At 56.2% G+C, this 20,890-nt stretch carries 20 protein-coding genes and 2 tRNA genes; 4 read left to right on the top strand and 18 right to left on the bottom strand.

From position 1 onward, the window contains the following. Positions 1 to 185: 185 nt before the first annotated feature. The 7 genes from rplI to ppsA all read right to left on the bottom strand — a co-directional run bounded on the left by rplI (position 186) and on the right by ppsA (position 6,414). A complete protein-coding gene (rplI, locus tag RMS95_RS12870; protein ID WP_310646606.1) occupies positions 186 to 638 on the bottom strand; it encodes a 50S ribosomal protein L9 in 453 nt (150 codons plus the stop codon). A gap of 11 nt (positions 639 to 649) precedes the next feature. Further along, entirely contained in the window at positions 650 to 931 is a 282-nt protein-coding gene (rpsR, locus tag RMS95_RS12875) for a 30S ribosomal protein S18 (RefSeq protein ID WP_044397946.1), read from the bottom strand. Positions 932 to 943: 12 nt separating this feature from the next. Continuing rightward, positions 944 to 1,234: a primosomal replication protein N gene (gene priB / locus RMS95_RS12880; RefSeq protein ID WP_310646607.1), complete on the bottom strand. Its 291-nt coding sequence runs from the start codon at positions 1,232 to 1,234 to the stop codon at positions 944 to 946. A gap of 20 nt (positions 1,235 to 1,254) precedes the next feature. After that, a complete protein-coding gene (rpsF, locus tag RMS95_RS12885) occupies positions 1,255 to 1,620 on the bottom strand; it encodes a 30S ribosomal protein S6 (RefSeq protein WP_100134240.1) in 366 nt (121 codons plus the stop codon). Positions 1,621 to 1,692: 72 nt separating this feature from the next. Next, entirely contained in the window at positions 1,693 to 3,687 is a 1,995-nt protein-coding gene (locus RMS95_RS12890; RefSeq protein WP_310646608.1) for a VC_2705 family sodium/solute symporter, read from the bottom strand. Further along, positions 3,677 to 3,940, bottom strand: a complete 264-nt coding sequence (locus tag RMS95_RS12895) for a hypothetical protein (RefSeq protein ID WP_310646609.1) — start codon at positions 3,938 to 3,940, stop codon at positions 3,677 to 3,679. Before RMS95_RS12895 ends, RMS95_RS12890 begins: the two co-directional genes overlap by 11 nt. 83 nt (positions 3,941 to 4,023) lie before the next feature. Continuing rightward, complete coding sequence (ppsA, locus tag RMS95_RS12900) at positions 4,024 to 6,414, bottom strand: phosphoenolpyruvate synthase (RefSeq protein WP_310646610.1); 2,391 nt, start codon at positions 6,412 to 6,414, stop codon at positions 4,024 to 4,026. A gap of 180 nt (positions 6,415 to 6,594) precedes the next feature. Between ppsA and RMS95_RS12905 the strand changes: the two genes are divergently transcribed. Further along, complete coding sequence (locus RMS95_RS12905) at positions 6,595 to 7,416, top strand: pyruvate, water dikinase regulatory protein (protein ID WP_310646611.1); 822 nt, start codon at positions 6,595 to 6,597, stop codon at positions 7,414 to 7,416. Between the two features lie 109 nt (positions 7,417 to 7,525). Here the strand turns inward: RMS95_RS12905 and RMS95_RS12910 are convergent, their stop codons facing one another. Next, positions 7,526 to 7,933, bottom strand: a complete 408-nt coding sequence (locus tag RMS95_RS12910; RefSeq protein ID WP_310646612.1) for a heme-binding protein — start codon at positions 7,931 to 7,933, stop codon at positions 7,526 to 7,528. 171 nt (positions 7,934 to 8,104) lie between these two features. Between RMS95_RS12910 and RMS95_RS12915 the strand changes: the two genes are divergently transcribed. Beyond that, positions 8,105 to 8,791, top strand: a complete 687-nt coding sequence (locus RMS95_RS12915) for a Bax inhibitor-1 family protein (protein WP_310646613.1) — start codon at positions 8,105 to 8,107, stop codon at positions 8,789 to 8,791. Between the two features lie 123 nt (positions 8,792 to 8,914). Here the strand turns inward: RMS95_RS12915 and rlmD are convergent, their stop codons facing one another. From rlmD to surE, 4 genes are read right to left on the bottom strand one after another with little or no spacing between them, the layout of a single operon-like run. Continuing rightward, the gene (rlmD, locus tag RMS95_RS12920; protein WP_310646614.1) at positions 8,915 to 10,312 is read right to left on the bottom strand and encodes a 23S rRNA (uracil(1939)-C(5))-methyltransferase RlmD; all 1,398 of its coding nucleotides are present in this window, start codon (positions 10,310 to 10,312) and stop codon (positions 8,915 to 8,917) included. After that, positions 10,312 to 11,145, bottom strand: coding sequence for a peptidoglycan DD-metalloendopeptidase family protein (locus RMS95_RS12925; RefSeq protein ID WP_310646615.1), 834 nt, complete (start codon positions 11,143 to 11,145; stop codon positions 10,312 to 10,314). Before RMS95_RS12925 ends, rlmD begins: the two co-directional genes overlap by 1 nt. Before the next feature lie 16 nt (positions 11,146 to 11,161). Next, on the bottom strand, positions 11,162 to 11,965 hold the full coding sequence (locus RMS95_RS12930) for a protein-L-isoaspartate(D-aspartate) O-methyltransferase (RefSeq protein ID WP_310646616.1): 804 nt from the start codon (positions 11,963 to 11,965) through the stop codon (positions 11,162 to 11,164). Next, on the bottom strand, positions 11,962 to 12,723 hold the full coding sequence (gene surE, locus RMS95_RS12935) for a 5'/3'-nucleotidase SurE (protein ID WP_310646617.1): 762 nt from the start codon (positions 12,721 to 12,723) through the stop codon (positions 11,962 to 11,964). The genes RMS95_RS12930 and surE overlap by 4 nt, the downstream gene beginning before the upstream one ends. A 93-nt stretch (positions 12,724 to 12,816) precedes the next feature. On the opposite strand from surE, the gene RMS95_RS12940 reads away from it, so the two are divergent. Both RMS95_RS12940 and RMS95_RS12945 read left to right on the top strand, forming a co-directional pair. Further along, positions 12,817 to 13,791 (top strand): NADPH:quinone oxidoreductase family protein, encoded by a 975-nt coding sequence (locus RMS95_RS12940; protein ID WP_310646618.1) that lies wholly within the window; start codon positions 12,817 to 12,819, stop codon positions 13,789 to 13,791. Then, positions 13,788 to 15,557 (top strand): ABC transporter transmembrane domain-containing protein, encoded by a 1,770-nt coding sequence (locus tag RMS95_RS12945; protein WP_310646619.1) that lies wholly within the window; start codon positions 13,788 to 13,790, stop codon positions 15,555 to 15,557. Before RMS95_RS12940 ends, RMS95_RS12945 begins: the two co-directional genes overlap by 4 nt. A gap of 17 nt (positions 15,558 to 15,574) precedes the next feature. On the opposite strand, the gene RMS95_RS12950 is transcribed toward RMS95_RS12945, so the two are convergent. The 6 genes from RMS95_RS12950 to clpX all read right to left on the bottom strand — a co-directional run bounded on the left by RMS95_RS12950 (position 15,575) and on the right by clpX (position 20,864). Next, complete coding sequence (locus RMS95_RS12950) at positions 15,575 to 15,916, bottom strand: AzlD domain-containing protein (protein WP_310646620.1); 342 nt, start codon at positions 15,914 to 15,916, stop codon at positions 15,575 to 15,577. Next, positions 15,913 to 16,668: an AzlC family ABC transporter permease gene (locus RMS95_RS12955; protein WP_310646621.1), complete on the bottom strand. Its 756-nt coding sequence runs from the start codon at positions 16,666 to 16,668 to the stop codon at positions 15,913 to 15,915. The genes RMS95_RS12950 and RMS95_RS12955 overlap by 4 nt, the downstream gene beginning before the upstream one ends. Before the next feature lie 191 nt (positions 16,669 to 16,859). Beyond that, a tRNA-Cys gene (locus RMS95_RS12960) sits at positions 16,860 to 16,933 on the bottom strand. 46 nt (positions 16,934 to 16,979) lie between these two features. Next, positions 16,980 to 17,055, bottom strand: a tRNA-Gly gene (locus RMS95_RS12965). A gap of 68 nt (positions 17,056 to 17,123) precedes the next feature. Further along, on the bottom strand, positions 17,124 to 19,538 hold the full coding sequence (gene lon / locus RMS95_RS12970; protein ID WP_310646622.1) for an endopeptidase La: 2,415 nt from the start codon (positions 19,536 to 19,538) through the stop codon (positions 17,124 to 17,126). 60 nt (positions 19,539 to 19,598) lie between these two features. Then, positions 19,599 to 20,864, bottom strand: coding sequence for an ATP-dependent Clp protease ATP-binding subunit ClpX (gene clpX / locus RMS95_RS12975; protein ID WP_310646623.1), 1,266 nt, complete (start codon positions 20,862 to 20,864; stop codon positions 19,599 to 19,601). Positions 20,865 to 20,890: the final 26 nt, after the last annotated feature.

A 20,890-nucleotide genomic window follows, 5' to 3' on the forward strand; every position in this document is an offset into this window, starting at 1 on the left:
TGGTATCGTTCTTCTCGGCTGAGGTGCTTGTACATTGGGCAATTTCGATTTGGCGGTTAAAGCGGCCATGATGCTCTCGCATCCTCAGCCACCTATAACCAGTTCATCTTTGTTGCACTTCGTCCTTGAATCCGCCAAAGAAAAAAGCCGCTCCTAAGAGCGGCTTTTGACTGAGCGAGAAAAACTTAAGCAGTTTCGCCGTACACAGACACAGTGATCTCAACCACTACGTCAGTGTGCAGAGCCACGCTCACAGTGCTGTCGCCAACAATCTTGATCGGGCCTGTAGGCATACGCACTTGTGACTTAGCCACAGCGTAACCGTTCTTTGCCAAAGCTTCAGCGATGTCGCTGTTGGTGACCGAACCGAACAAACGGCCGTCCACACCCGCTTTTTGGCTGAGCTTGACCGATGTACCGGCCAATTTTTCGCCTTGAGCTTGAGCAGCAGCCAACTTTTCAGCAGCAGCTTTTTCGAGTTCAGCGCGGCGCACTTCGAATTCTTTGATCGCTGTCTCAGTGGCGCGACGAGCGCGGCCTGAAGGGATCAAGAAGTTACGTGCGTAACCGTCTTTCACTCGGACGATTTCGCCGAGATTGCCGAGGTTCACGACCTTGTCGAGCAGAATAATTTGCATGGTCGGGCTCCTTAGATCTTGTGCTGGTCGCTGTAAGGCACCAGGGCCAAGAAGCGTGCGCGCTTGATGGCTGTGTTCAGCTGACGTTGGTAAATGGCGCGTGTGCCGGTCAGGCGTGCGGGGATGATTTTGCCGTTTTCGGCAATGAAATCACGCAATGTGTCGACGTCTTTGTAGTCGATTTCTTCAACGCCCGTGACGGTGAAGCGGCAGAAGCGCTTGCGTTTGAAGAGCAGAGATTGCGTATTGCGCTTAGGGCGCTTGTCTTTGTTGAATTTCTTGAATGTGGCCATGATCTGGGCCTCCTATGAAATTTGCTGAAAATCTTGAATATGAAGAACGACGTTTTTGCTATTGCGAGGGCTGGCTAAAAAACCGGTGAACTGCCACAGACTCCCCAAGGACTGGCGAACTAAACGTTCTGCCAAAGAACCTAAAGCGACTGTTTTGACGCTTGTTTTGACTTGCCGCTTGTGCCCCGCCTCTTCAATTTCAGACTCATGTTCGAGCCTCAAATCAAGTGCAGGTAAACCTGCTGGGGTGTACCGCATGGCCGAAACCTCTGCGATGCAAGCGTTCAAAACAACGTGATTCACACCTTGCAATAAGGCAAAAATTAGCCTGCGAACTCAGCTTGCTGAGTTTTACGGGCTTCTTCGCGCTCCACTGTCTTCATCATGAGTGAAGGTGCTGTATCAGCTTTCTTCTTCAAGACGGTCAGGTGACGCAACACAGCATCGTTGAACTTGAACGCGTGTTCGAGTTCAGACATCACAGCTTGGTCAGCTTCGATGTTCAAACAAATGTAGTGAGCTTTGGCAAGCTTGTTGATCATGTAGGCCAACTGGCGGCGGCCCCAGTCTTCCATACGGTGAATAGCACCACCACCAGCGGTGATCATGCCTTTGTAACGCTCCAGCATGGCTGGAACTTGCTCGCTTTGATCCGGGTGGATCAACAAAATGATTTCGTAATGACGCATGGACACTCCTTGTGGGTTGAAGCTGCTTGCGGCGTCAGACGCAGTGCAGCAAGGGAAAGCCCGTTAGTATAGTCAATTTTTATGCGGCCAGCGCTTGCTGAAGACGAATCCCATCAATAAACCGACCGGCACGCCAAAAACACCCGCACAAATCGGCTCCAACCCCCACCACAGCGTGTCACTCGGCTGCAAGTCCAAATACAAATGCACCCACGGATGGTTGGCCACGATGTAATAAAAAGAAATGGCAAGGCCTGACACCATCGCAGCCACCGCCCCCGTGCGACTCATCGCAGGCCAATACAAGCCAAGAAGCAGCACGGGGAAAAAAGTCGAGGCGGCCAAAGAAAAAGCACAAGTCACCCAAAACAAAATGTTCACAGGCCGATTTGTCGCAAACCAAGCTGCAAACAATGCCACCACCATCAACAAAATTTTGGACAACATGACGCGTCGCAAAGGTGGGGCTTGCGGATTCACCGTTTCAAAATACAAATCCTGAGCCAATGCGTTGGAAATGGTCAGCAACAAACCGTCGGCCGTCGACAAGGCCGCGGCCAGCGCGCCAGCAGCAATCAACCCTGTGAACACCGGCGATATCCGAACAATTTCAGGCACAGCCAACACCAAATACTCTTCGATCAATCGAATATCGGCGTACTGAACCACCCCATCGTTGTTGTAGTCGGTGATGCTCAGCAAGGCCAATTTGCGCAGCTTCAAGCGATCGGCCCATTCGGGCAACTGGTTCAAATGTGCCCCCACCAACTCAGTCAACACAAACGACTTGAGCAACACCGCCAACGACGAAGCGCACAGATAAACGATCACGATGAACACCAAGGCCCACACGATAGAACGCTGAGCCTGCGCAGGACTGGCTGCGGTGTATGAGCGCACCAAAATATGGGGCAGCGCAGCGGTCCCGATCATCAAACAAAAAACCAAGGCCATCGAATTGACCCACCCTTGCGTGAAGCCCTCCGGCCGTGGCGCTTGGAAACCCACAGGGTGTTTGATGGCCAGCGCCAAACTGTCGCGCTCGGCTTGCCATGCTTGTATCAACCGATCCACGCCGGTTTCTCGCCAAGCGGGGTTGGCCTCTAGGCGCTGAATATCACGCAAAGGCGCATTGTCAGATTTGGCTTTCGCAATTTGCTTGGCCAAGACTTGATGCTCCAACTCACGGGCATTCAACGGATCGGCCATCTTGGCGTCGAGGTCCCACATGCGCTGCGCCATCACCTCGCGCGTGGCCATCTCGGCGGGATCAGCCTCAATCACCTTGATGCGCGACTCCATCTGTTGCAGCGACTGGGCGGCCGCCACCGCAATCACGGGATGCCCTTGCGTCTGCCACGACACCGCCACCGACACGGCCACCATGGACGCGACGATCACCACGCACTGGACCACCTGCGTCCACGTCACAGCACGCATGCCGCCTAAGAAGGAGCACAACAAAATGCCCCCCAAAGCCAAGAAAACGCCCAACTCAAAAGTCAGCCCCGACAGCATGGAGGCCACCAAACCCACCCCGTAAATTTGCGCCACCAAGTAAATGCTGGAGCACAAAATGGCCCCCAAAGCAGCCAGCCAGCGCACCATAGGACTGTCAAAACGCTGGCCTAAAAACTGAGGAATGGTGGTCGCACCGGAGGCATTGAGTTTGGCGGCAAACAAAAAGCCCAGCAAACAAAAGCCCCCCGTCCAGCCCAACACATACGCCAGACCGCCGGCGTGAAAACCATCACCCACAAAGCCATCGGACAGCAACAGACCGGTCACGCCCAAAAACGACGCAGCGGACATCCAATCAGCCGCGGTGGCCATGCCATTGAACGGAGCCCTGACGCGGCGCCCCGCCACGTAATACTCATCGGCCATGGTGGTGCGACAAAACATACCAATGGTCGCGTAACCAATGATGGAGACCACCAAAAAGAAACCGTTGATCACGGACTTGGACACGCCCATCACATCGGCAATCAGCAAGCTCGCAGACAACACGATCAGCCCAGCCAAGCCGGCCAAGACCAAGCGCCAGCGCCAAGGTTTAAGCGGCATCGCGATCCTCTGTGGGGGCTTGCGCACCCCACCAAGCCAACACCACATACAACACAGGCATCGCTTGGGCGACCAACCAAAAATGCAGCAAGGTTTGGTCAGGCCAATGCCAAGCCCACGCCATGGCCAACAACGTCACACCAAATAGACAGAGCACGCCCACAAACGCTCGCCCATGAGAGGACGACCGCGCGACAGACTCCGGGTTGTTCGCCCGTGCGTCGATCAAGGGGGTCGGCTTAAGTTCGTGCATCACGCCTGAGTTTTATCAGCTTCCCATGTGAAAAGATCTCAGGATTTGCCCCTGAGATCTTTGTCACACAGCACCGTGTTGGTTTACTTGGCGAGAGATTTCCAAGTCTCAATCACGCTGTCTGGATTGAGCGAGATCGAGGTGATGCCTTGATCGGCCAGCCAATGGGCAAAATCAGGGTGGTCGCTGGGGCCTTGGCCGCAAATACCCACGTACTTGCCTTGCGCCAAACACGAAGAGATGGCTTTGGTCAACAAGGCTTTCACAGCAGGATCACGCTCGTCAAAGTCAGCGGCCAGCAACTCCAAGCCAGAGTCACGGTCCAGACCCAAGGTGAGCTGGGTCAAGTCGTTTGAACCAATCGAGAAGCCATCAAAGAACTTCAAAAAGTCGTCGGCCAAAATGGCGTTGCTCGGCACTTCGCACATCATGATGACCTTGAGATCGTTCACGCCGCGCTTCAACCCGTGCTCGGCCAACAGGTTGGTCACGCGCTCGGCTTGGCCCAAGGTGCGCACGAAAGGCACCATCACTTGCACGTTGGTCAAGCCCATGTCTTCGCGCACGCGACGCATGGCTTCACATTCCATCGCAAAGGCTTCACCGAAGTCTTCGCTGATGTAGCGCGCGGCACCACGGAAACCCAGCATGGGGTTTTCTTCCTCTGGCTCGTAGCGGCTGCCGCCAATGAGTTTGCGGTATTCGTTGGACTTGAAGTCAGACATACGCACGATGACGGGTTTTGGATAGAACGCCGCTGCAATGGTGGCAATGCCTTCGGCCACTTTGTCCACGTAGAACGCGCGAGGAGACGCGTGGCCACGGGCCACAGACTCCACCGCCTTCTTCAAATCGGCATCCACATTGGGGTAGTCAAGAATCGCCTTGGGGTGCACACCAATGTTGTTGTTGATGATGAACTCCAAACGGGCCAAGCCGACGCCTTCGTTGGGCAACTGGCAGAAGTCAAACGCCAACTGTGGGTTACCCACGTTCATCATGATCTTGGTTTTGATCTTAGGCATCTCGCCGCGCTGAACTTCAGTCACTTCGGTTTCGAGCAGGCCGTCATAGATGAAGCCCGTGTCACCCTCAGAGCAGCTCACCGTCACCAACGTGCCGTCTTTCAAACGCTCGGTCGCGTCACCGCAACCCACTACAGCAGGAATGCCCAACTCACGCGCAATGATGGCGGCGTGGCAAGTACGGCCACCACGGTTGGTGACGATGGCGCTGGCGCGCTTCATCACGGGCTCCCAGTTGGGGTCGGTCATGTCGGTCACCAGCACATCGCCGGGCTGGACCGTGTCCATCTCGCTGATGTTGTGCACCAAGCGCACAGGGCCTGTGCCAATTTTTTGGCCAATCGCGCGGCCTTCGGCCAACACGGTGCTGTGGCCTTTGAGCTTGTAACGGAATTCAGACTGGCCTTTGGCTTGGCTCTTCACGGTTTCTGGACGCGCTTGCAAGATGTACAACAAGCCGTCTGTGCCGTCTTTGCCCCATTCGATGTCCATGGGACGGCCGTAATGGGCTTCAATCACCATGGCGTAGTGGGCCAATTGCTCAACATCTGCATCGGTCAACGAGTAGCGGTTACGCAACTCAGTGGGCACATCGGTGGTCTTGACCAATTTGCCAGTGGCTTTTTTCTCTTCGGCTGTGGAGAACTCCATTTGCAAGAGCTTGGAGCCCAAGTTACGGCGAATCACAGCGCGCTTGCCAGCCTTAAGGGTTGGCTTGTGCACATAGAACTCGTCAGGGTTCACAGCGCCCTGCACCACGGTCTCGCCGAGGCCGTAGCTTGACGTGATGAACACCACGTCTTCAAAACCTGATTCGGTGTCGATGGTGAACATCACACCGGCAGCGCCTAAGTCGGAGCGCACCATGCGTTGCACACCGGCAGACAAAGCCACGTCGGCGTGGGCAAAGCCCTTGTGCACGCGGTAGCTGATGGCGCGGTCGTTGTACAACGAGGCAAACACCTCTTTCATTTTGTGCAGCACTTCATCGATGCCGTGCACGTTCAGAAAAGTTTCTTGTTGGCCTGCGAACGAAGCGTCAGGCAAGTCTTCGGCAGTGGCCGATGAACGCACCGCAAACGTGGCGGCAGCGTTGCCAGCAGACAAAGTGGCAAAAGCCTCGGAAATGGCCTTTTGCAAGTCAGCAGGGAAAGGTTGGGCTTCCACCATGGCACGGATTTCAGCGCCAGCTGCGGCCAAAGCACGCACGTCTTCGGTGTCGAGCTTGTCCAAACGGGCGTTGATTTTGTCGACCAAGCCGTCGTAAGCTAAGAACTCACGAAAGGCGTGAGCCGTGGTGGCAAAACCGGTAGGTACGCGCACGCCAGAAGGCAATTGCGAAATCATCTCGCCCAAACTGGCGTTTTTACCGCCGACCGACTCGACATCGGTCATTCTCAAGTTTTCGAACGGGACCACCAAGGCGGTAGGGCTGAACAGTGCTGACATAGGAAAGCTCCAAAAGTTAAAACAGGCGCGGCCACACGCAGGGGAACAACTTTGTTGTTTTTTGAATGGGTTGCCGTGAAGCGGTGGCGAAATTCAGATAATAGGCAATTGTAGGTGGCTACCCTAACCGCTTGGTGCACCAAACGTGTGCAAACCAGCTCTCGAACTTGAAAGTTTTTCATGCCCAACCCCACCGTTTTCTTCGTTTCCGACGGCACTGGCATCACCGCCGAGACCTTTGGCAACGCCATCCTTGCGCAGTTTGAGTTCAAGTTTCGCCACATTCGCCTGCCGTTTGTGGATTCAGTGGACAAAGCGCACCAAGCCGTGCGCCAAATCAACCACACCGCAGAAGTCGAAGGCCGCAAGCCCATTGTGTTCACCACCTTGGTCGACATGGATGTGCTCAAAGTCATTCAAGACGGCTGCAAAGGCCGCTTGCTGGACATGTTTGGCACGTTCGTGAATCCACTGGAAGAAGAGCTGGGCGTCAAATCCAATCACCGCATTGGGCGTTTTTCGGACGTGAGCAAAAGCAAGGAATACCACGACCGCATCGAAGCCATCAATTTCAGCTTGGCGCATGACGATGGCCAGCTCAACCGCGACTTGGAGTCTTCCGACGTGATTTTGGTAGGTGTGAGCCGCAGCGGCAAAACGCCGACCAGCCTTTATTTAGCAATGCAATACGGCCTAAAGGCCGCCAACTATCCGCTGATCCCCGAAGACTTCGACCGCCGTCAACTCCCCCCTGCCCTGACGCCACACAAAAAGAAAATCTTTGGACTGACCATTCAGCCCGAGCGTCTGAGCGAAATCCGCAACGAGCGCCGCCCCAACTCCAAGTACGCCAGCCTGCTCAACTGCAGAAACGAAGTGGCCGAAGCCGAAGCCATGATGCGTCGCGCGGGCATTCGCTGGTTGTCCACCACGCACAAGAGCATTGAAGAAATTGCCACCACCATCCTGCAAGAGATCAGCCCTGAGCGCTTGATTTACTAAAGCCAACCTCCCACATGCACAAAAGCCCCACATCGCAAACGCAATGTGGGGCTTTTGTTTGGGCGCAACGTCAACCTAACGGTGAAACCCAGCGCCTGTCAGCGCTGATTTACAAGCCGATGGCCGCGATACCAGCCTTGGCAATTTGCGCATCTTCGTTGGACTTCACACCGCTCACGCCAACTGCACCGATGCACTGGCCGTCTTTCATGATCGGCACGCCGCCTTCGAGCAAGCCTTTGAGATCGGGAGCGCTCAAGAAAGAAACGCGGCCACCGTTGATCACGTCTTCGTAAATTTTGCTTTCACGGCGACCCAACGCGGCTGTGTTGGCTTTAGAGGGCGCAATGTGTGCAGAAATAGGAGGTGCACCGTCCAAGCGCTGCAAAGACAGCAAATGGCCACCGTCGTCCACGATGGCAATGGTCACCGCCCAGTTGTTCTTCAGGGCTTCCGCTTCAGCGGCAGCAGCGATGGCTTTGATATCAGCAGATTCGAGAAAGTGTTTGGTCTTCATAGCAATACGAGAGGTCAGTTTGAAAGACGCTAAGCATACCGACTGAGCGAGGTCGAATTAAGCCGCTGAAAGCAAAAGAAACCTCAAGAAAAGTAGGAAGTAAATCAAAAGGAACAGACACATTAGAATTCGCCACATCTGCATGTGCAGGTGTTTTTCGGAGACCTTGGTATGTACAACCAATTCCAAACTGCTGACCATTACGTTTTAGACGAACAACAGCGCAACCGCGTCATGCGTAACACTTACGTCTTGCTCGCTCTGAGCATGCTGCCCACCGTGCTCGGAGCATGGATTGGCGTTGAAACCGGCATCAGCCGTGTGTTCTCAGGCGGCTTGGGCATGATCTTGATGCTTGCCGGTGCTTTTGGCTTCATCTACGCCATCGAAAAAACCAAACACAGCGTCACAGGCGTGTATGTGCTGTTGGGCTTCACCTTCTTCATGGGCCTGATGCTCTCTCGCATGATCGCCATGGTGTTGGGCTTCAAAAACGGCGCTGAATTGGTGATGACCGCGTTTGGTGGCACAGCTGGCGTGTTTTTCTTGATGGCCAGTTTGTCCACGGTCATCAAACGTGACCTGTCCAGCATGGGCAAATGGTTGACGATCGGCGCCATGGTGCTGTTGGTGGGCAGCATCATCAACATGTTCGTCGGCTCATCGGCGGGCATGATGGCCATTTCGGTCTTGTCCATCGGCATCTTCAGCGCCTTCATGCTGTATGACCTGAAGCAAATCGTGGACGGCGGCGAAACCAACTACATCAGCGCCACCTTGACGCTGTATTTGGACGTGATCAACGTGTTCCAAAGCCTGCTGGCCTTGCTGGGCATCTTTGGCGGCGAACGCGAGTAAACACAACCATACGCCAACGAACGCCCTAGGCGTTCAGCGCACACAAAAAAGGCTGCTCATGAGCAGCCTTTTTTTACGTCGATCCAAACAGCTTTGTTTGTGTTGAACGCGGCCTGATCGGCCTCACGCCAAGTCAAACACCGCCATGCTTTCCACATGCGCCGTGTGCGGAAACATATTCACAGCGCCCGCCGATGAGATGCGGTAACCCGCTGAATTGACCAGCACCCCCGCATCTCGCGCCAGCGTGGCGGGGTTACAGCTCACGTAGACGATGCGCTTGGGCGGCGTCCAGCCTTGACGCAACTCGGGTTGTTCATGCAACGTCGCCAAGGTTTGGGCCAAGGCAAACGCACCTTCGCGCGGTGGGTCCACCAACCACTTGTCAGCCGTGCCGTCTTGAATCAACAACTCAGGCGTCATTTCAAACAAATTGCGTGCCACAAACTGCGTAGGCGCCAAAGGCGTGTGACGCCCCGCTTGGTTGGCCACCAAGTTTTCGCGCGAACGTGTCACCAAAGCCTCGCTGCCCTCAATGCCGAGCACCTCGCGTGCCATCGTCGCCAAAGGCAAGGTGAAGTTGCCCAAGCCACAGAACCAATCAATCACACGTTCATTCGGCTTCACATCCAACAAGCGCAAGGCACGGGTGACCAACACGCGGTTGATGTGTGGGTTGACTTGCGTGAAATCTGTGGGCTTGAATGGCATGGTGATGCCGAACTCAGGCAAAGCGTAAGACAGCGGCACCGCGCCCTCTTCGTCCATCAACTTCACCGTGTCAGGGCCTTTGGATTGCAACCACCACTGCACGTTGTATTGCGCGGCAAATTGGCGCAGCAGCGTCATGTCGCCATCGCTCAACGGCTCCATGTGACGCAACACCAAGGCTGTGACGTGATCACCACAAGCCAATTCAATTTGAGGCAAGGTCTCACGCGCCTCCATGCTGCCAATCAAGGCACGCAGGGGTAGCAACATGGCATCCACATGGGGCGGCAAGATGCGGCAGCTGCGCATGTCGGCCACATAGCGGCTCTTGCGCTCGTGAAAGCCCACCAAAACCTCGCCCTTCTTGATGACATAACGCACCGACAAACGGGCGCGGTAACGGTAGCCCCAAGCGGGGCCTTGAATCGGGCGCAGCATGGTTTCGGGTTTGACTTTGCCCAAATGCCACAAGTTGTCTTCCATCGCGCGTTGTTTGATGGCGACTTGCGCCGTGGCATCGAGGTGCTGCATCTTGCAGCCACCACAGGCACCCGCATGCAGCCCGAAGTTCACACAGCCGGGCGTCACACGCTGTGAGGACTCTTGCATGACTTCCAGCAACGAGCCCATTTCCCAATTGTTTTTCTTGCGATGGATGTTGGCGCGCACCACCTCAAAGGGCAAGGCGCCTTCCACAAACACCACTTTGCCGTCGGCGCGGTGTGCCACGCCTTGGGCTTCGAGGTCCATCGATTCAATGGTCAGCGCGTTGTCCGGCCATTTCTTTTCTGTCGTCGTTGTATCGGTCATCAGTTCGCAGGCAAATATTTGGCGGGGTCCACCGGTTTGCCTTGACGGCGAATTTCAAAATGCAGCTTCACTTGATCGGCGTCGCTGTTGCCCATTTCGGCAATTTTTTGACCCCGCTTGATGGCTTGGTCTTCTTTCACCAGCAAGGCTTGGTTGTGCGCGTAAGCCGTCAAATACGTGTTGTTGTGTTTGACGATGATCAAGTTGCCATAGCCACGCAAGCCCGCGCCGGCATACACCACGCGACCGTCGGCGGCTGCGAGCACGGGATCACCGGCTTTGCCTGCAATGTCCAAGCCTTTGTTTTTGGCTTCATCAAACCCAGCAATCAAATTACCACGGGTGGGCCACTGAAAATTGACAGCCTCTTCAGCTTCTGCGGCCACAGGCGCAGCAGGCTTGGCCCCTGCCGCCGCAGACGCCGCACTGGCCGCTGGCATCGCAGGTGTCGCACCCGCGGAGGCTGCAGGCAAGTTGGCGACGGCGGCTGGGGTCGTCCCAGGCTTGGTCGCCACCACCTCGGGAGCAGGCGGCGCAATGCGCAGCACTTGGCCCGTCTCAATCAAATTGGGGTTTTCTAAGTTATTCCAGCGCACCAAGTCGCGCCAAGTTTGGCCGTTGTCCATGCCAATGCGAATCAAGGTGTCGCCCGGTTTGACGGTGTAGTAACCCGCCTTGCCCGTATTTTCAGCACCTGGCAGTGGCTTGGTTGCAGATCGCGATGTCTGAGGAGAGCGTTCATCCACAGGCGCTTGGCGTGTTTTATTGGCGCACCCCGACAGCACACAGGCTGTCATCAGGGCAACAGCACCCCATTTTCCTGCACGTAACATGCGTTTTTCTCCGTCGTCAAGCAATGCCTGATTTTAGAGGTACGAAGTGCACCGCTTCGAGCAAAGTTTGCTGCAAGCCCTGTGGCGTCTTGTCAATCACCACCAAGGCCTGTTGACCCGCGGTGGTTTGCATGGGCGCCACGATGCGCCCGCCCATGGCCAATTGGTCAATCCAAGCTTGCGGCACCGCCTCGCCGCCCGCTGCTGCGATGATGGCGCTGTAGGGCGCACCCTTGGGATAACCCAACATGCCATCGCCAAACATCAAATGCAGATTGGGCAAGCGCATGGGCCGCAAGTTCTCTTTGGCTTTGTCGTGCAAGCCCCGCAAGCGCTCCATGCTGTAGACCTCGCGCGCCACCAACGACAGCACGGCCGCTTGGTAGCCGCACCCAGTGCCAATTTCAAGCACGCGCCCCATAGGCGCAGCCTGCAGACCTGGCGCCTCGCGCAGCAAAGTAATCATGCGGGCCACCACATTGGGCTTTGAAATTGTTTGCCCCAGCCCAATCGGCAAGCTGGTGTCTTCGTAGGCTTGGTTCACCAAGGCTGAATCGACAAAGCGGTGGCGCTCAATGCGCCCCATCGCGTCGAGCACCACGTTGTCTTGCACGCCCTGCTCAGCCAGCTTTTGCACCATGCGTTTGCGCACCGCCGAAGAATCAAGGCCCACCCCCGTTGGGCTGGCCAGGGGCGTAGGCGCTGCCCCGCGCATCGCCGTTTGCGGGGTCACCACACGCGTGGCACCCAGCAAGGCCTTGGGCTTGGCTTGGTCATTCGAGGTGTCTAAACGTGCTGGAAAACTGGGCCTAGGTTTCATGCCGTCTTACTCTCGCTCAAACGCTGAGCCCACACAGGCAAGGTGGCGTGCTCCGTGAGGTCCACATGCAAGGGCGTGATCGAGAGGTGGCCTTCAAACGTGGCATGAAAGTCGGTGCCATCGCTGTCGTCTTTGGCCGCGCCCGCGCTGCCAATCCAATACATGGTCTCGCCGCGTGGGCTCATTTGGGTGATCACCCGCTCCGCCGAGTGGCGACGGCCCAAGCGTGTCACCCGCAGCGGTTTGAGTTGCGCCAACGGCTGATTGGGAATGTTCACATTCAGCAGCCAAGGTTCGCCCTTGATTTGCCCCTGCTGCTGCATTTGCAACACCAAGGCGCGAGCGGCTGCGGCTGCATCGTCAATGTGCGCCCAACCCTTTTCTACTTGAGAAAATGCAATCGCGGGGATGCCAAACAGATAGCCCTCCATCGCGGCACCCACGGTGCCAGAGTAAATCGTGTCGTCGCCCATGTTTGCGCCGTTGTTGATGCCGGAGACCACCAAATCGGGGGTGTAGTCCAACAAGCCCGTCAGCGCAATGTGCACACAGTCGGCGGGCGTGCCGTTCACATAACGAAAGCCATTCGCTGCAGTGTGCACATACAGCGGCGAATGCAGGGTCAAGGCATTCGACTTGGCGCTGTTGTTGTGCTCGGGGGCCACCACTTCAACACGGCCCAAATCTTTGAGCGCTTCGTACAAAGCGACGATGCCTGGGGCCTGATAGCCATCGTCATTGGAAATCAAAATGTTCATGCGAGCCTTTAATTGCTTTTCAATTGTAGAGTTTGAGACAAACCCAGCGCCCCCGCACGCCTATCATTCAGCAAACACTCAAAGGAGACTCCTGTGCATGCTTGGCTTTGTGAAAACCCCATCGGCGTCGACGCCCTGACTTGGCAAGAACTGCCCACGCCCCAACCCGGTGCAGGCGAAGTTCTGATTCGCATCGAAGCGGCCAGCTTGAACTTCCCCGATCTGTTGATCGTGCAAAACAAATACCAAATGAAGCCGCCCCTGCCCTTCGTGCCGGGCTCTGAATACGCCGGCACCATCGAGGCCGTGGGCGAAGGCGTCACGCACCTCAAGGTCGACCAAGCCGTGGCCTGCCTCAGCGGCACCGGTGGCTTTGGCACCCACACCTTGGCCCCCGCCAAGCTGTGCATGCCTTTGCCAGCAGGGTTTCCGGCGGTCGATGCCGCCGCCTTCATCATGACTTACGCCACCTCGCACCACGCGCTGATGGACCGTGGCCAACTCAAAGCGGGTGAAACGGTGTTGGTGCTCGGCGCTGCGGGCGGCGTGGGCACAGCCGCCATTCAAATTGCCAAAGCGGCAGGCGCACGCGTCATCGCCGCTGCATCGAATGCGGAAAAATGTGCGCTCTGCACGTCCATCGGTGCCGACGCCAGCATCAACTACAGCACAGAGAACTTGCGCGACGCCCTCAAAGCCCTCACCGATGGCAAAGGCCCAGACGTCATTTATGACCCCGTTGGTGGCGAATTTGCCGAGCCCGCGTTTCGCTCCATCGCTTGGCGCGGCCGTTACTTGGTGGTCGGCTTTGCCGCAGGCCCCATCCCCGCGCTACCTTGGAACTTGGCCTTGCTCAAAGGCGCCTCCATCGTTGGGGTGTTCTGGGGCGACTTTGCACGCCGCGAACCCGCAGCCAATGCCGCCATGATGCAAGAGCTGGCCCAGTGGTATGGCGCTGGAAAAATCAAACCCGTCATTCACAACACCTTGCCCATGGCGCAACTCAAGCAGGCGTACGCCGACATGGGCTCACGCGGTGTGATGGGTAAATTGGTCATGGTCAATTGAGCACCACACCCCAAGCCCCCGGCGCACTCAAAGGCTTGCTGCCTTTCGTGCGCCCCTACAAGAGCCGCATTGTTTTAGCCAGTGTGTTCTTGCTGCTGGCGGCGGGCACCACGCTGAGCTTTCCGTGGGCGCTGCGTCAATTGATCGACCAAGGCTTGCACAACCCCACCGATGGCCAGCAATTGGTTGGCCACTTTCTGGCTTTGTTCGCGGTTGCGGGAGCCTTGGCGGTGTTTTCGGCGGTGCGCTTTTACTTGGTCACTTGGCTGGGTGAGCGCATCACCGCCGATGTGCGCAACGCCGTCTACGGGCATGTGCTGCGCCAAAGCCCCTCGTTTTTTGAAACCACGCAAACGGGCGAAGTGCTGTCGCGCCTCACCAACGACACCACACTGATTCAAACCGTCGTCGGGTCATCGCTGTCGATGGGTTTGCGCAACGTCATCATGGGCGTGGGTGCCTTGTTGATGCTGATTTGGACCAACCCGTTGCTCATGCTGCAAGTCGTGGGTGTGCTGGTCTTGGTGGTCTGGCCCAGCGTGCTGTTAGGTCGTCGTGTGCGGCGCCTCTCGCGCGCCAGCCAAGACCGCGTGGCCGATGCCAGCGCCATGGCCGCCGAAGTACTCAACGCCATTCCCGTGGTGCAAAGCTACACCGCAGAAGCACAAGAAACCACCCGCTTCATCCACGCCACCGACTCGGCTGTAGGCACCGCCTTAAAGCGCGCCAAAGCCCGTTCGATGCTGGTGGGCTTCATCATCTTGGCGTCTAGCGCGGCGTTGCTGTGGGGGCTCTACCAAGGCACGGTCTCGGTTCAACAAGGCACCACCACCGCGGGCGAATTGGGGCAAACCGTGGTGTATGTCATCTTGCTGGCCAGCGCCTTCGCCGTTTTGGGCGAGGTGTACGGCGACTTGCTGCGTGCCGCCGGTGCCACCGAGCGCTTGATGGAGTTGCTCCACACCCGCTCAGATGTGCATTCGCCTGAACACCCCCAGCACGCCACATGGCCTCAACACGGCTCAAGCCTGCAACTCAACCACGTGGCATTTCGCTATCCCTCACGGCCACAACAGCCTGCGGTGGACCAGCTGACGGCCCAAGTGAACGCCGGTCAAACGGTGGCCATCGTTGGCCCCAGCGGCGCAGGCAAAAGCACCTTGTTTGGGCTGCTGCTGCGCTTTCATGATCCCGATGCGGGCCACATCATCCTTGACGGCGTGGACCTCACCCAACTCGATTTGGTGGATCTGCGCCAACGCATTGGCATCGTGCCGCAAGAGCCCGTCATTTTTTCGGGCACCGCGTTTGACAATATTCGCTACGGCAGCCCCAACGCCACACAAGCACAAGTGATGGCAGCGGCCCAAGCGGCCTTCGCCGATGAGTTCATCACCGCCCTGCCCCAAGGCTACGACACGTTTTTGGGTGAACGCGGTGTGCGCTTGTCGGGCGGTCAACGTCAACGCATCGCCATTGCGCGTGCCATGCTCAAAAACCCGCCGCTCTTGTTGCTCGACGAAGCCACCAGCGCCTTAGACGCGCACAGCGAGCGCATGGTGCAAGCCGCGCTGAACACCGCCATGCAAGGGCGCACCACCTTGGTCATTGCCCATCGCTTGGCCACCGTGCAAAAAGCCGACGAAATTTGGGTGATGGACCACGGGGCCTTGATCGAACGCGGCACCCACACGAGCTTGCTGGCACAAGGCGGTTTATACGCCAGCTTGGCAGCGCTGCAGTTCAATACCGATACCGCCTCGTGAAGGACCGTACAGCGAAGTCAGCGCGTCACACCATACGCCAACATCAACAAGGTGCCCGTTAACAAGGCGGGCACCAAGCGGCGCTTAGGGCTTGACACCATCACACCAAGGCTCAGCGCGCAAATCAACACGCGCAACGCCATGGGGACCGTCGACAACAAGCCCAAGGGCATCAAAATCATGCGAATCGTGAGCGCTGCCACCATCGCGTAAGTCACCGCAGAAATCCACTTAAAAAACTCGCTCTCAGCGTGAATATGCCCCGACAACTTGACGCCCAAAGCACGGCACAGGTACGTGCCCAAGCATGCCGCGCTGAGTGCTAGCCACGTCTCCCAACCCTGCACCGCAGCACTCATGCCGACACCTCCACGGGTGCTGGGCGCAGCCACTTGCGGTCCAGCGCATAAGCCAAAGTTCCAGCCACCAAACCGGTGGTCAGCAAACTGCTATTGGCATCCAACACATAAAACCCCGGCCCGATCAGACAGCCCAACACAATCGCGATGCGATTGGCCCACGGCTTGACCTCGGTGAACGTCAACAAGAAAAACAACGGGTTGATGAACACCAAACCCAAAGTCACCGCCGCAGGCACCCAGCCCGCAGCCAGATAACCCAACACCGTGCCGGGCAACGCAATCAACCAGCATGGCAAGCCAATGCCTATGAAATAACTCAAGCGGTACTTGGGGGACATGTACGTGAACTCGCGCATGGACACCGCCCACGCTGTCATCGCCAGCAAGTGCACCCACGCATACAAACCACGGTTGCGATCTTGGCGGTGCAGTTGCGGAAACAAGGTCACCACCATCGTCACAAAACGCGCCGATGTCAGCGTCACCGCAAACGCAATGGCCAGCACGGATGAGCCCGAGATCAACATCTCCAACAACACCACTTGACCCGGCAACGCAAACATCAACAAACTCGTCAGGCCCGTCATCCAAGCATTGAACCCGTGGGTTTGGCCCATCGCACCGAAGCCAATCATGCCCGCGAACAACACCAACACGGGCGCCCCCAACGCGTCTTTGAAACCAGTGGCAAAAGCAGCCCGTCGGTTTGAAAAATGTCGGGACGGCTTTGTGGAATCAGGAGGTTGCATACAAGAAATTTTATAGTTGCGCCCTTGCACCATCGATTGGCATGCAGCATGCAGGTCAAACCGTCCGATAAATTGAGCACATGAAACAGCCCTGCCGGAAGTGACTGATTGTGAAAAACGTGTGCAGGGAGTGTGTCGAGTGTGCAGGCGAAAAAAATGCCCATACTTGCGAACAAGTACAGGCATTATTCTGGAGGCGCGACCCAGAGTCGAACTGGGCTAAACGGATTTGCAATCCGGTGCATAACCGCTTTGCTATCGCGCCATCTACTTTGACGAAAAAGGGAAGCTGCTGCTTCCCTTATCGAATTTGGAGCGGGAAACGAGACTCGAACTCGCGACCTCAACCTTGGCAAGGTTGCGCTCTACCAACTGAGCTATTCCCGCATAAGCCTTATATTCTAGCGCACTTTTTCAAAGAAATTAGCGCGCTTAGAAAACTTCATGCATTTACATCAATGTTTGACAGCTTCCGCTTTGACGTTCGCATCCGCCACAGCTGGTGCAACAGGAGGCACGTCATCAGGCAATGGCGTTGGCATGCGCTCTAAAGCGACTTCCAAGACTTTGTCGATCCATCGGACAGGAACAATCTCCAAACCATTTTTAACATTCTCAGGAATGTCTTGCAGGTCTTTGACGTTTTCTTCAGGAATCATCACGGTCTTGATGCCACCGCGCAACGCAGCCAAGAGCTTCTCTTTCAAGCCACCAATCGCCGTGACTTCACCGCGCAAGGTGATTTCGCCGGTCATCGCCACGTCGGCACGCACAGGGATTCCTGTGAGCGCAGACACCAAGGCTGTGGCCATGGCAGCACCCGCACTCGGACCATCTTTCGGCGTCGCACCATCGGGCACGTGAATGTGAATGTCGCGCTTTTCCAGCAATTCTTCAGAAATGCCTAAGCGACGCGCACGACTACGCACCACGGTACGAGCCGCCTCGACCGATTCTTTCATCACATCACCCAGAGAACCGGTGCGCGTGATGGTGCCTTTGCCAATCATGATGGCGGCTTCGATGGTCAGCAAATCACCGCCCACTTCGGTCCACGCCAAGCCGACCACTTGGCCCACTTGGTTTTCAGCCTCAGCACGGCCATAGGAGTATTTGCGCACGCCCAAGAAGTCTGCCAAATTGGCATCGGTCACTTTGACTTGTGGCGTCATTTGTTTGAGCAACAAGGCTTTGACCACCTTGCGACAAATCTTGGACAACTCACGTTCCAACGAACGCACACCCGCTTCACGCGTGTAGTAGCGCACGATGTCGCGGATGGCCGCTTCGTCCACGGCCAACTCTTCGTCTTTCACGCCGTTATTTTTGAGCTGCTTGGGCAGCAAATACTTCATGGCGATGTGCGTTTTTTCGTCTTCGGTGTAACCCGACAAACGAATCACTTCCATACGGTCTAACAAAGCCGGTGGAATGTTCATGGAGTTCGAGGTGGCCACGAACATCACGTCGCTCAAGTCGTAGTCGACTTCCACGTAATGGTCACCGAACTTGTTGTTTTGCTCGGGGTCCAACACCTCCAACAAAGCGCTGGAAGGGTCGCCACGGAAATCCGTGCCCAATTTGTCGATCTCGTCGAGCAAGAACAAGGGGTTGCGCGTGCCGACTTTGGTCAAGCTCTGCAGCACCTTGCCGGGCATGGCACCGATGTAGGTGCGACGATGGCCGCGAATCTCGGCCTCGTCACGCATACCACCCAAGGCCATGCGCACGTACTTGCGGCCCGTGGCTTTGGCAATAGATTGACCGAGCGAAGTTTTACCCACGCCAGGAGGCCCCACCAAACACAAGATAGGCGCTTTGACTTTGTCGACGCGTTGCTGCACCGCGAGATATTCCAAAATGCGGTCTTTGACTTTGTCCAAACCGTAATGGTCTTCGTTGAGCACGCTCTCGGCATTGCCCAAGTCGTGTTTGATCTTGGTTTTCTTGCTCCAAGGCAAGCCAATCAGCACGTCGATGTAGTTGCGCACCACCGTCGCTTCGGCCGACATGGGCGACATGAGCTTGAGCTTTTTCAGCTCGGCATCGGCTTTTTTACGTGCCTCTTGGGGCATTCGGGCCGCTTTGATCTTCTTCTCGATCTCTTCGATGTCCGCGCCCTCTTCGCCTTCACCCAGCTCTTTTTGAATGGCTTTGACCTGTTCGTTCAGATAGAAGTCGCGCTGGTTCTTTTCCATCTGACGCTTGACGCGACCACGGATTTTCTTGTCCACGTTGAGGATGTCCACCTCACGCTCTAACTGCTCAAACAAATTGGTCAAACGGTCGCGCACATTTGACAAATCGAGCACCACTTGCTTGCTTTCCAGCTTCAATGGCAAATGCGCGGCGATGGTGTCGGCCAGACGGCCTGCATCGTCAATGCTGGCGATGGAGGTCAAAATTTCAGGTGGGATTTTCTTATTCAGTTTGACGTACTGGTCAAACTGCTGCATCACGGCACGGCGCAAGGCTTCCACCTCGCTGCCAGCTTCTGCAGGCGCCACTTCGATGGGCGTGACATGCGCCGTAAAGTGCGACTCACCGTCTTCAATACCGTCCACTTTGGCGCGCTGCTGACCTTCGACCAACACCTTGACGGTGCCGTCGGGCAGCTTGAGCATTTGCAAAATGGTCGACACGCAACCAACTTCAAACATGTCGCCCACAGCGGGCTCATCTTTGGCAGCTGCTTTTTGGGCCACCAACATGATGCGTCGTTCAGCGGCCATGGCCGCTTCTAGAGCTTTGATGCTTTTTGGACGCCCCACAAACAAGGGAATCACCATGTGCGGGAAAACCACCACGTCGCGCAAAGGCAGCAACGGCAGTTCAAGAGGGGTAGCGGGTAACGGTGGTTGTCCAGACATGGTCAGCCTTCCAGTAAAAAAGGGACAGGCGATATGCGCTGTCCCCGAGATGAATCTTGTTTAAGCTGTCTTGGCAGCTTCTCGGTACACCAGCAATGGTGGTTTATTGTCTTCAATGGTGGCTTCTTCAACCACCACTTTTTCAACGTTCGACGCATTCGGTAATTCGAACATGGTGTCGATCAGCGATTGTTCAAGGATAGAACGTAAACCACGCGCACCTGTTTTGCGAATCAAGGCTTTTTTGGCAATCGCACGCAAAGCGCCAGGACGGAACTCGAGCTCCGCACCTTCCATCGCCAACAGCTTGGCGTATTGTTTGACCAACGCATTTTTGGGCTCAGTCAAGATTTGCACCAAAGCGTCTTCGGTCAACTCGGCCAAAGCAGCAATCACAGGCATACGCCCCACCAATTCGGGGATCAAACCGAATTTAATGATGTCTTGTGGCTCCACTTCGCCAAACACTTCGGTCAGGCTGCGGCTTTCTTTGCTCTTGACCGAAGCTCCAAAGCCGATGCCAGAAGCTTCGGTACGGCCTTCGATCACTTTTTCCAAGCCTGCGAACGCACCACCGCAAATGAACAAGATGTTGGTCGTGTCGATCTGCAAAAAGTCTTGGTTCGGATGCTTGCGACCACCTTGGGGAGGAATGCTCGCCATCGTGCCTTCGATCAGCTTGAGCAACGCTTGTTGCACGCCCTCACCCGACACATCACGCGTGATGGAGGGGTTGTCTGATTTGCGAGAAATCTTATCAATTTCGTCAATGTAAACGATGCCGCGTTGTGCACGCTCGACATCGTAGTTACAACTTTGCAACAACTTTTGAATGATGTTCTCAACGTCTTCACCCACATAACCGGCTTCGGTCAGGGTGGTGGCGTCGGCCATCACAAAAGGCACATCCAACATGCGGGCCATGGTTTGAGCCAGCAAAGTTTTGCCAGAGCCCGTGGGGCCGATCAACAAAATGTTGCTCTTAGAGAGCTCCACATCGTCTTTCTTGGCGCCCTCTTTGTGCTTCAACCGCTTGTAGTGGTTGTAGACCGCCACAGCCAGCGTGCGCTTGGCGGGCTCTTGGCCAATCACGTAATTGTCGAGGTTGGCTTTGATTTCGGCAGGCGTTGGCAACGCATCGCCCGCTTCCTGGGTCAAATCGGCGTTGGGCAACTCATCACGGATGATTTCGTTGCACAAGTCAATGCACTCGTCGCAAATGAAGACCGAAGGCCCTGCGATGAGTTTTTTGACCTCGTGCTGGCTCTTACCGCAGAACGTGCAGTAGAGCGTTTTTTCGCCGGAAGCGCCTTTTTTATCAGCCATGGATGTGTATTTAGAGGGAAAGGGAA

Source organism: Limnohabitans sp., assembly GCF_031539175.1.
In the GTDB taxonomy this organism is placed as follows: Bacteria; Pseudomonadota; Gammaproteobacteria; order Burkholderiales; family Burkholderiaceae_C; genus Limnohabitans.

Bases quoted from the DNA above. Each gene is read 5' to 3' on its own strand.
- rpsR (WP_044397946.1), bottom strand. From the start codon at position 931: ATGGCCACATTCAAGAAATTCAACAAAGACAAGCGCCCTAAGCGCAAT.
- RMS95_RS12955 (WP_310646621.1), bottom strand. From the start codon at position 16,668: ATGCAACCTCCTGATTCCACAAAGCCGTCCCGACATTTTTCAAACCGA.
- clpX (WP_310646623.1), bottom strand. From the start codon at position 20,864: ATGGCTGATAAAAAAGGCGCTTCCGGCGAAAAAACGCTCTACTGCACG.
- RMS95_RS12895 (WP_310646609.1), bottom strand. From the start codon at position 3,940: ATGCACGAACTTAAGCCGACCCCCTTGATCGACGCACGGGCGAACAAC.
- rpsF (WP_100134240.1), bottom strand. From the start codon at position 1,620: ATGCGTCATTACGAAATCATTTTGTTGATCCACCCGGATCAAAGCGAG.
- rplI (WP_310646606.1), bottom strand. From the start codon at position 638: ATGCAAATTATTCTGCTCGACAAGGTCGTGAACCTCGGCAATCTCGGC.
- RMS95_RS12915 (WP_310646613.1), top strand. From the start codon at position 8,105: ATGTACAACCAATTCCAAACTGCTGACCATTACGTTTTAGACGAACAA.
- RMS95_RS12950 (WP_310646620.1), bottom strand. From the start codon at position 15,916: ATGAGTGCTGCGGTGCAGGGTTGGGAGACGTGGCTAGCACTCAGCGCG.
- ppsA (WP_310646610.1), bottom strand. From the start codon at position 6,414: ATGTCAGCACTGTTCAGCCCTACCGCCTTGGTGGTCCCGTTCGAAAAC.
- RMS95_RS12930 (WP_310646616.1), bottom strand. From the start codon at position 11,965: ATGAAACCTAGGCCCAGTTTTCCAGCACGTTTAGACACCTCGAATGAC.
- RMS95_RS12890 (WP_310646608.1), bottom strand. From the start codon at position 3,687: ATGCCGCTTAAACCTTGGCGCTGGCGCTTGGTCTTGGCCGGCTTGGCT.
- surE (WP_310646617.1), bottom strand. From the start codon at position 12,723: ATGAACATTTTGATTTCCAATGACGATGGCTATCAGGCCCCAGGCATC.
- RMS95_RS12925 (WP_310646615.1), bottom strand. From the start codon at position 11,145: ATGTTACGTGCAGGAAAATGGGGTGCTGTTGCCCTGATGACAGCCTGT.
- RMS95_RS12905 (WP_310646611.1), top strand. From the start codon at position 6,595: ATGCCCAACCCCACCGTTTTCTTCGTTTCCGACGGCACTGGCATCACC.
- RMS95_RS12910 (WP_310646612.1), bottom strand. From the start codon at position 7,933: ATGAAGACCAAACACTTTCTCGAATCTGCTGATATCAAAGCCATCGCT.
- rlmD (WP_310646614.1), bottom strand. From the start codon at position 10,312: ATGACCGATACAACGACGACAGAAAAGAAATGGCCGGACAACGCGCTG.
- lon (WP_310646622.1), bottom strand. From the start codon at position 19,538: ATGTCTGGACAACCACCGTTACCCGCTACCCCTCTTGAACTGCCGTTG.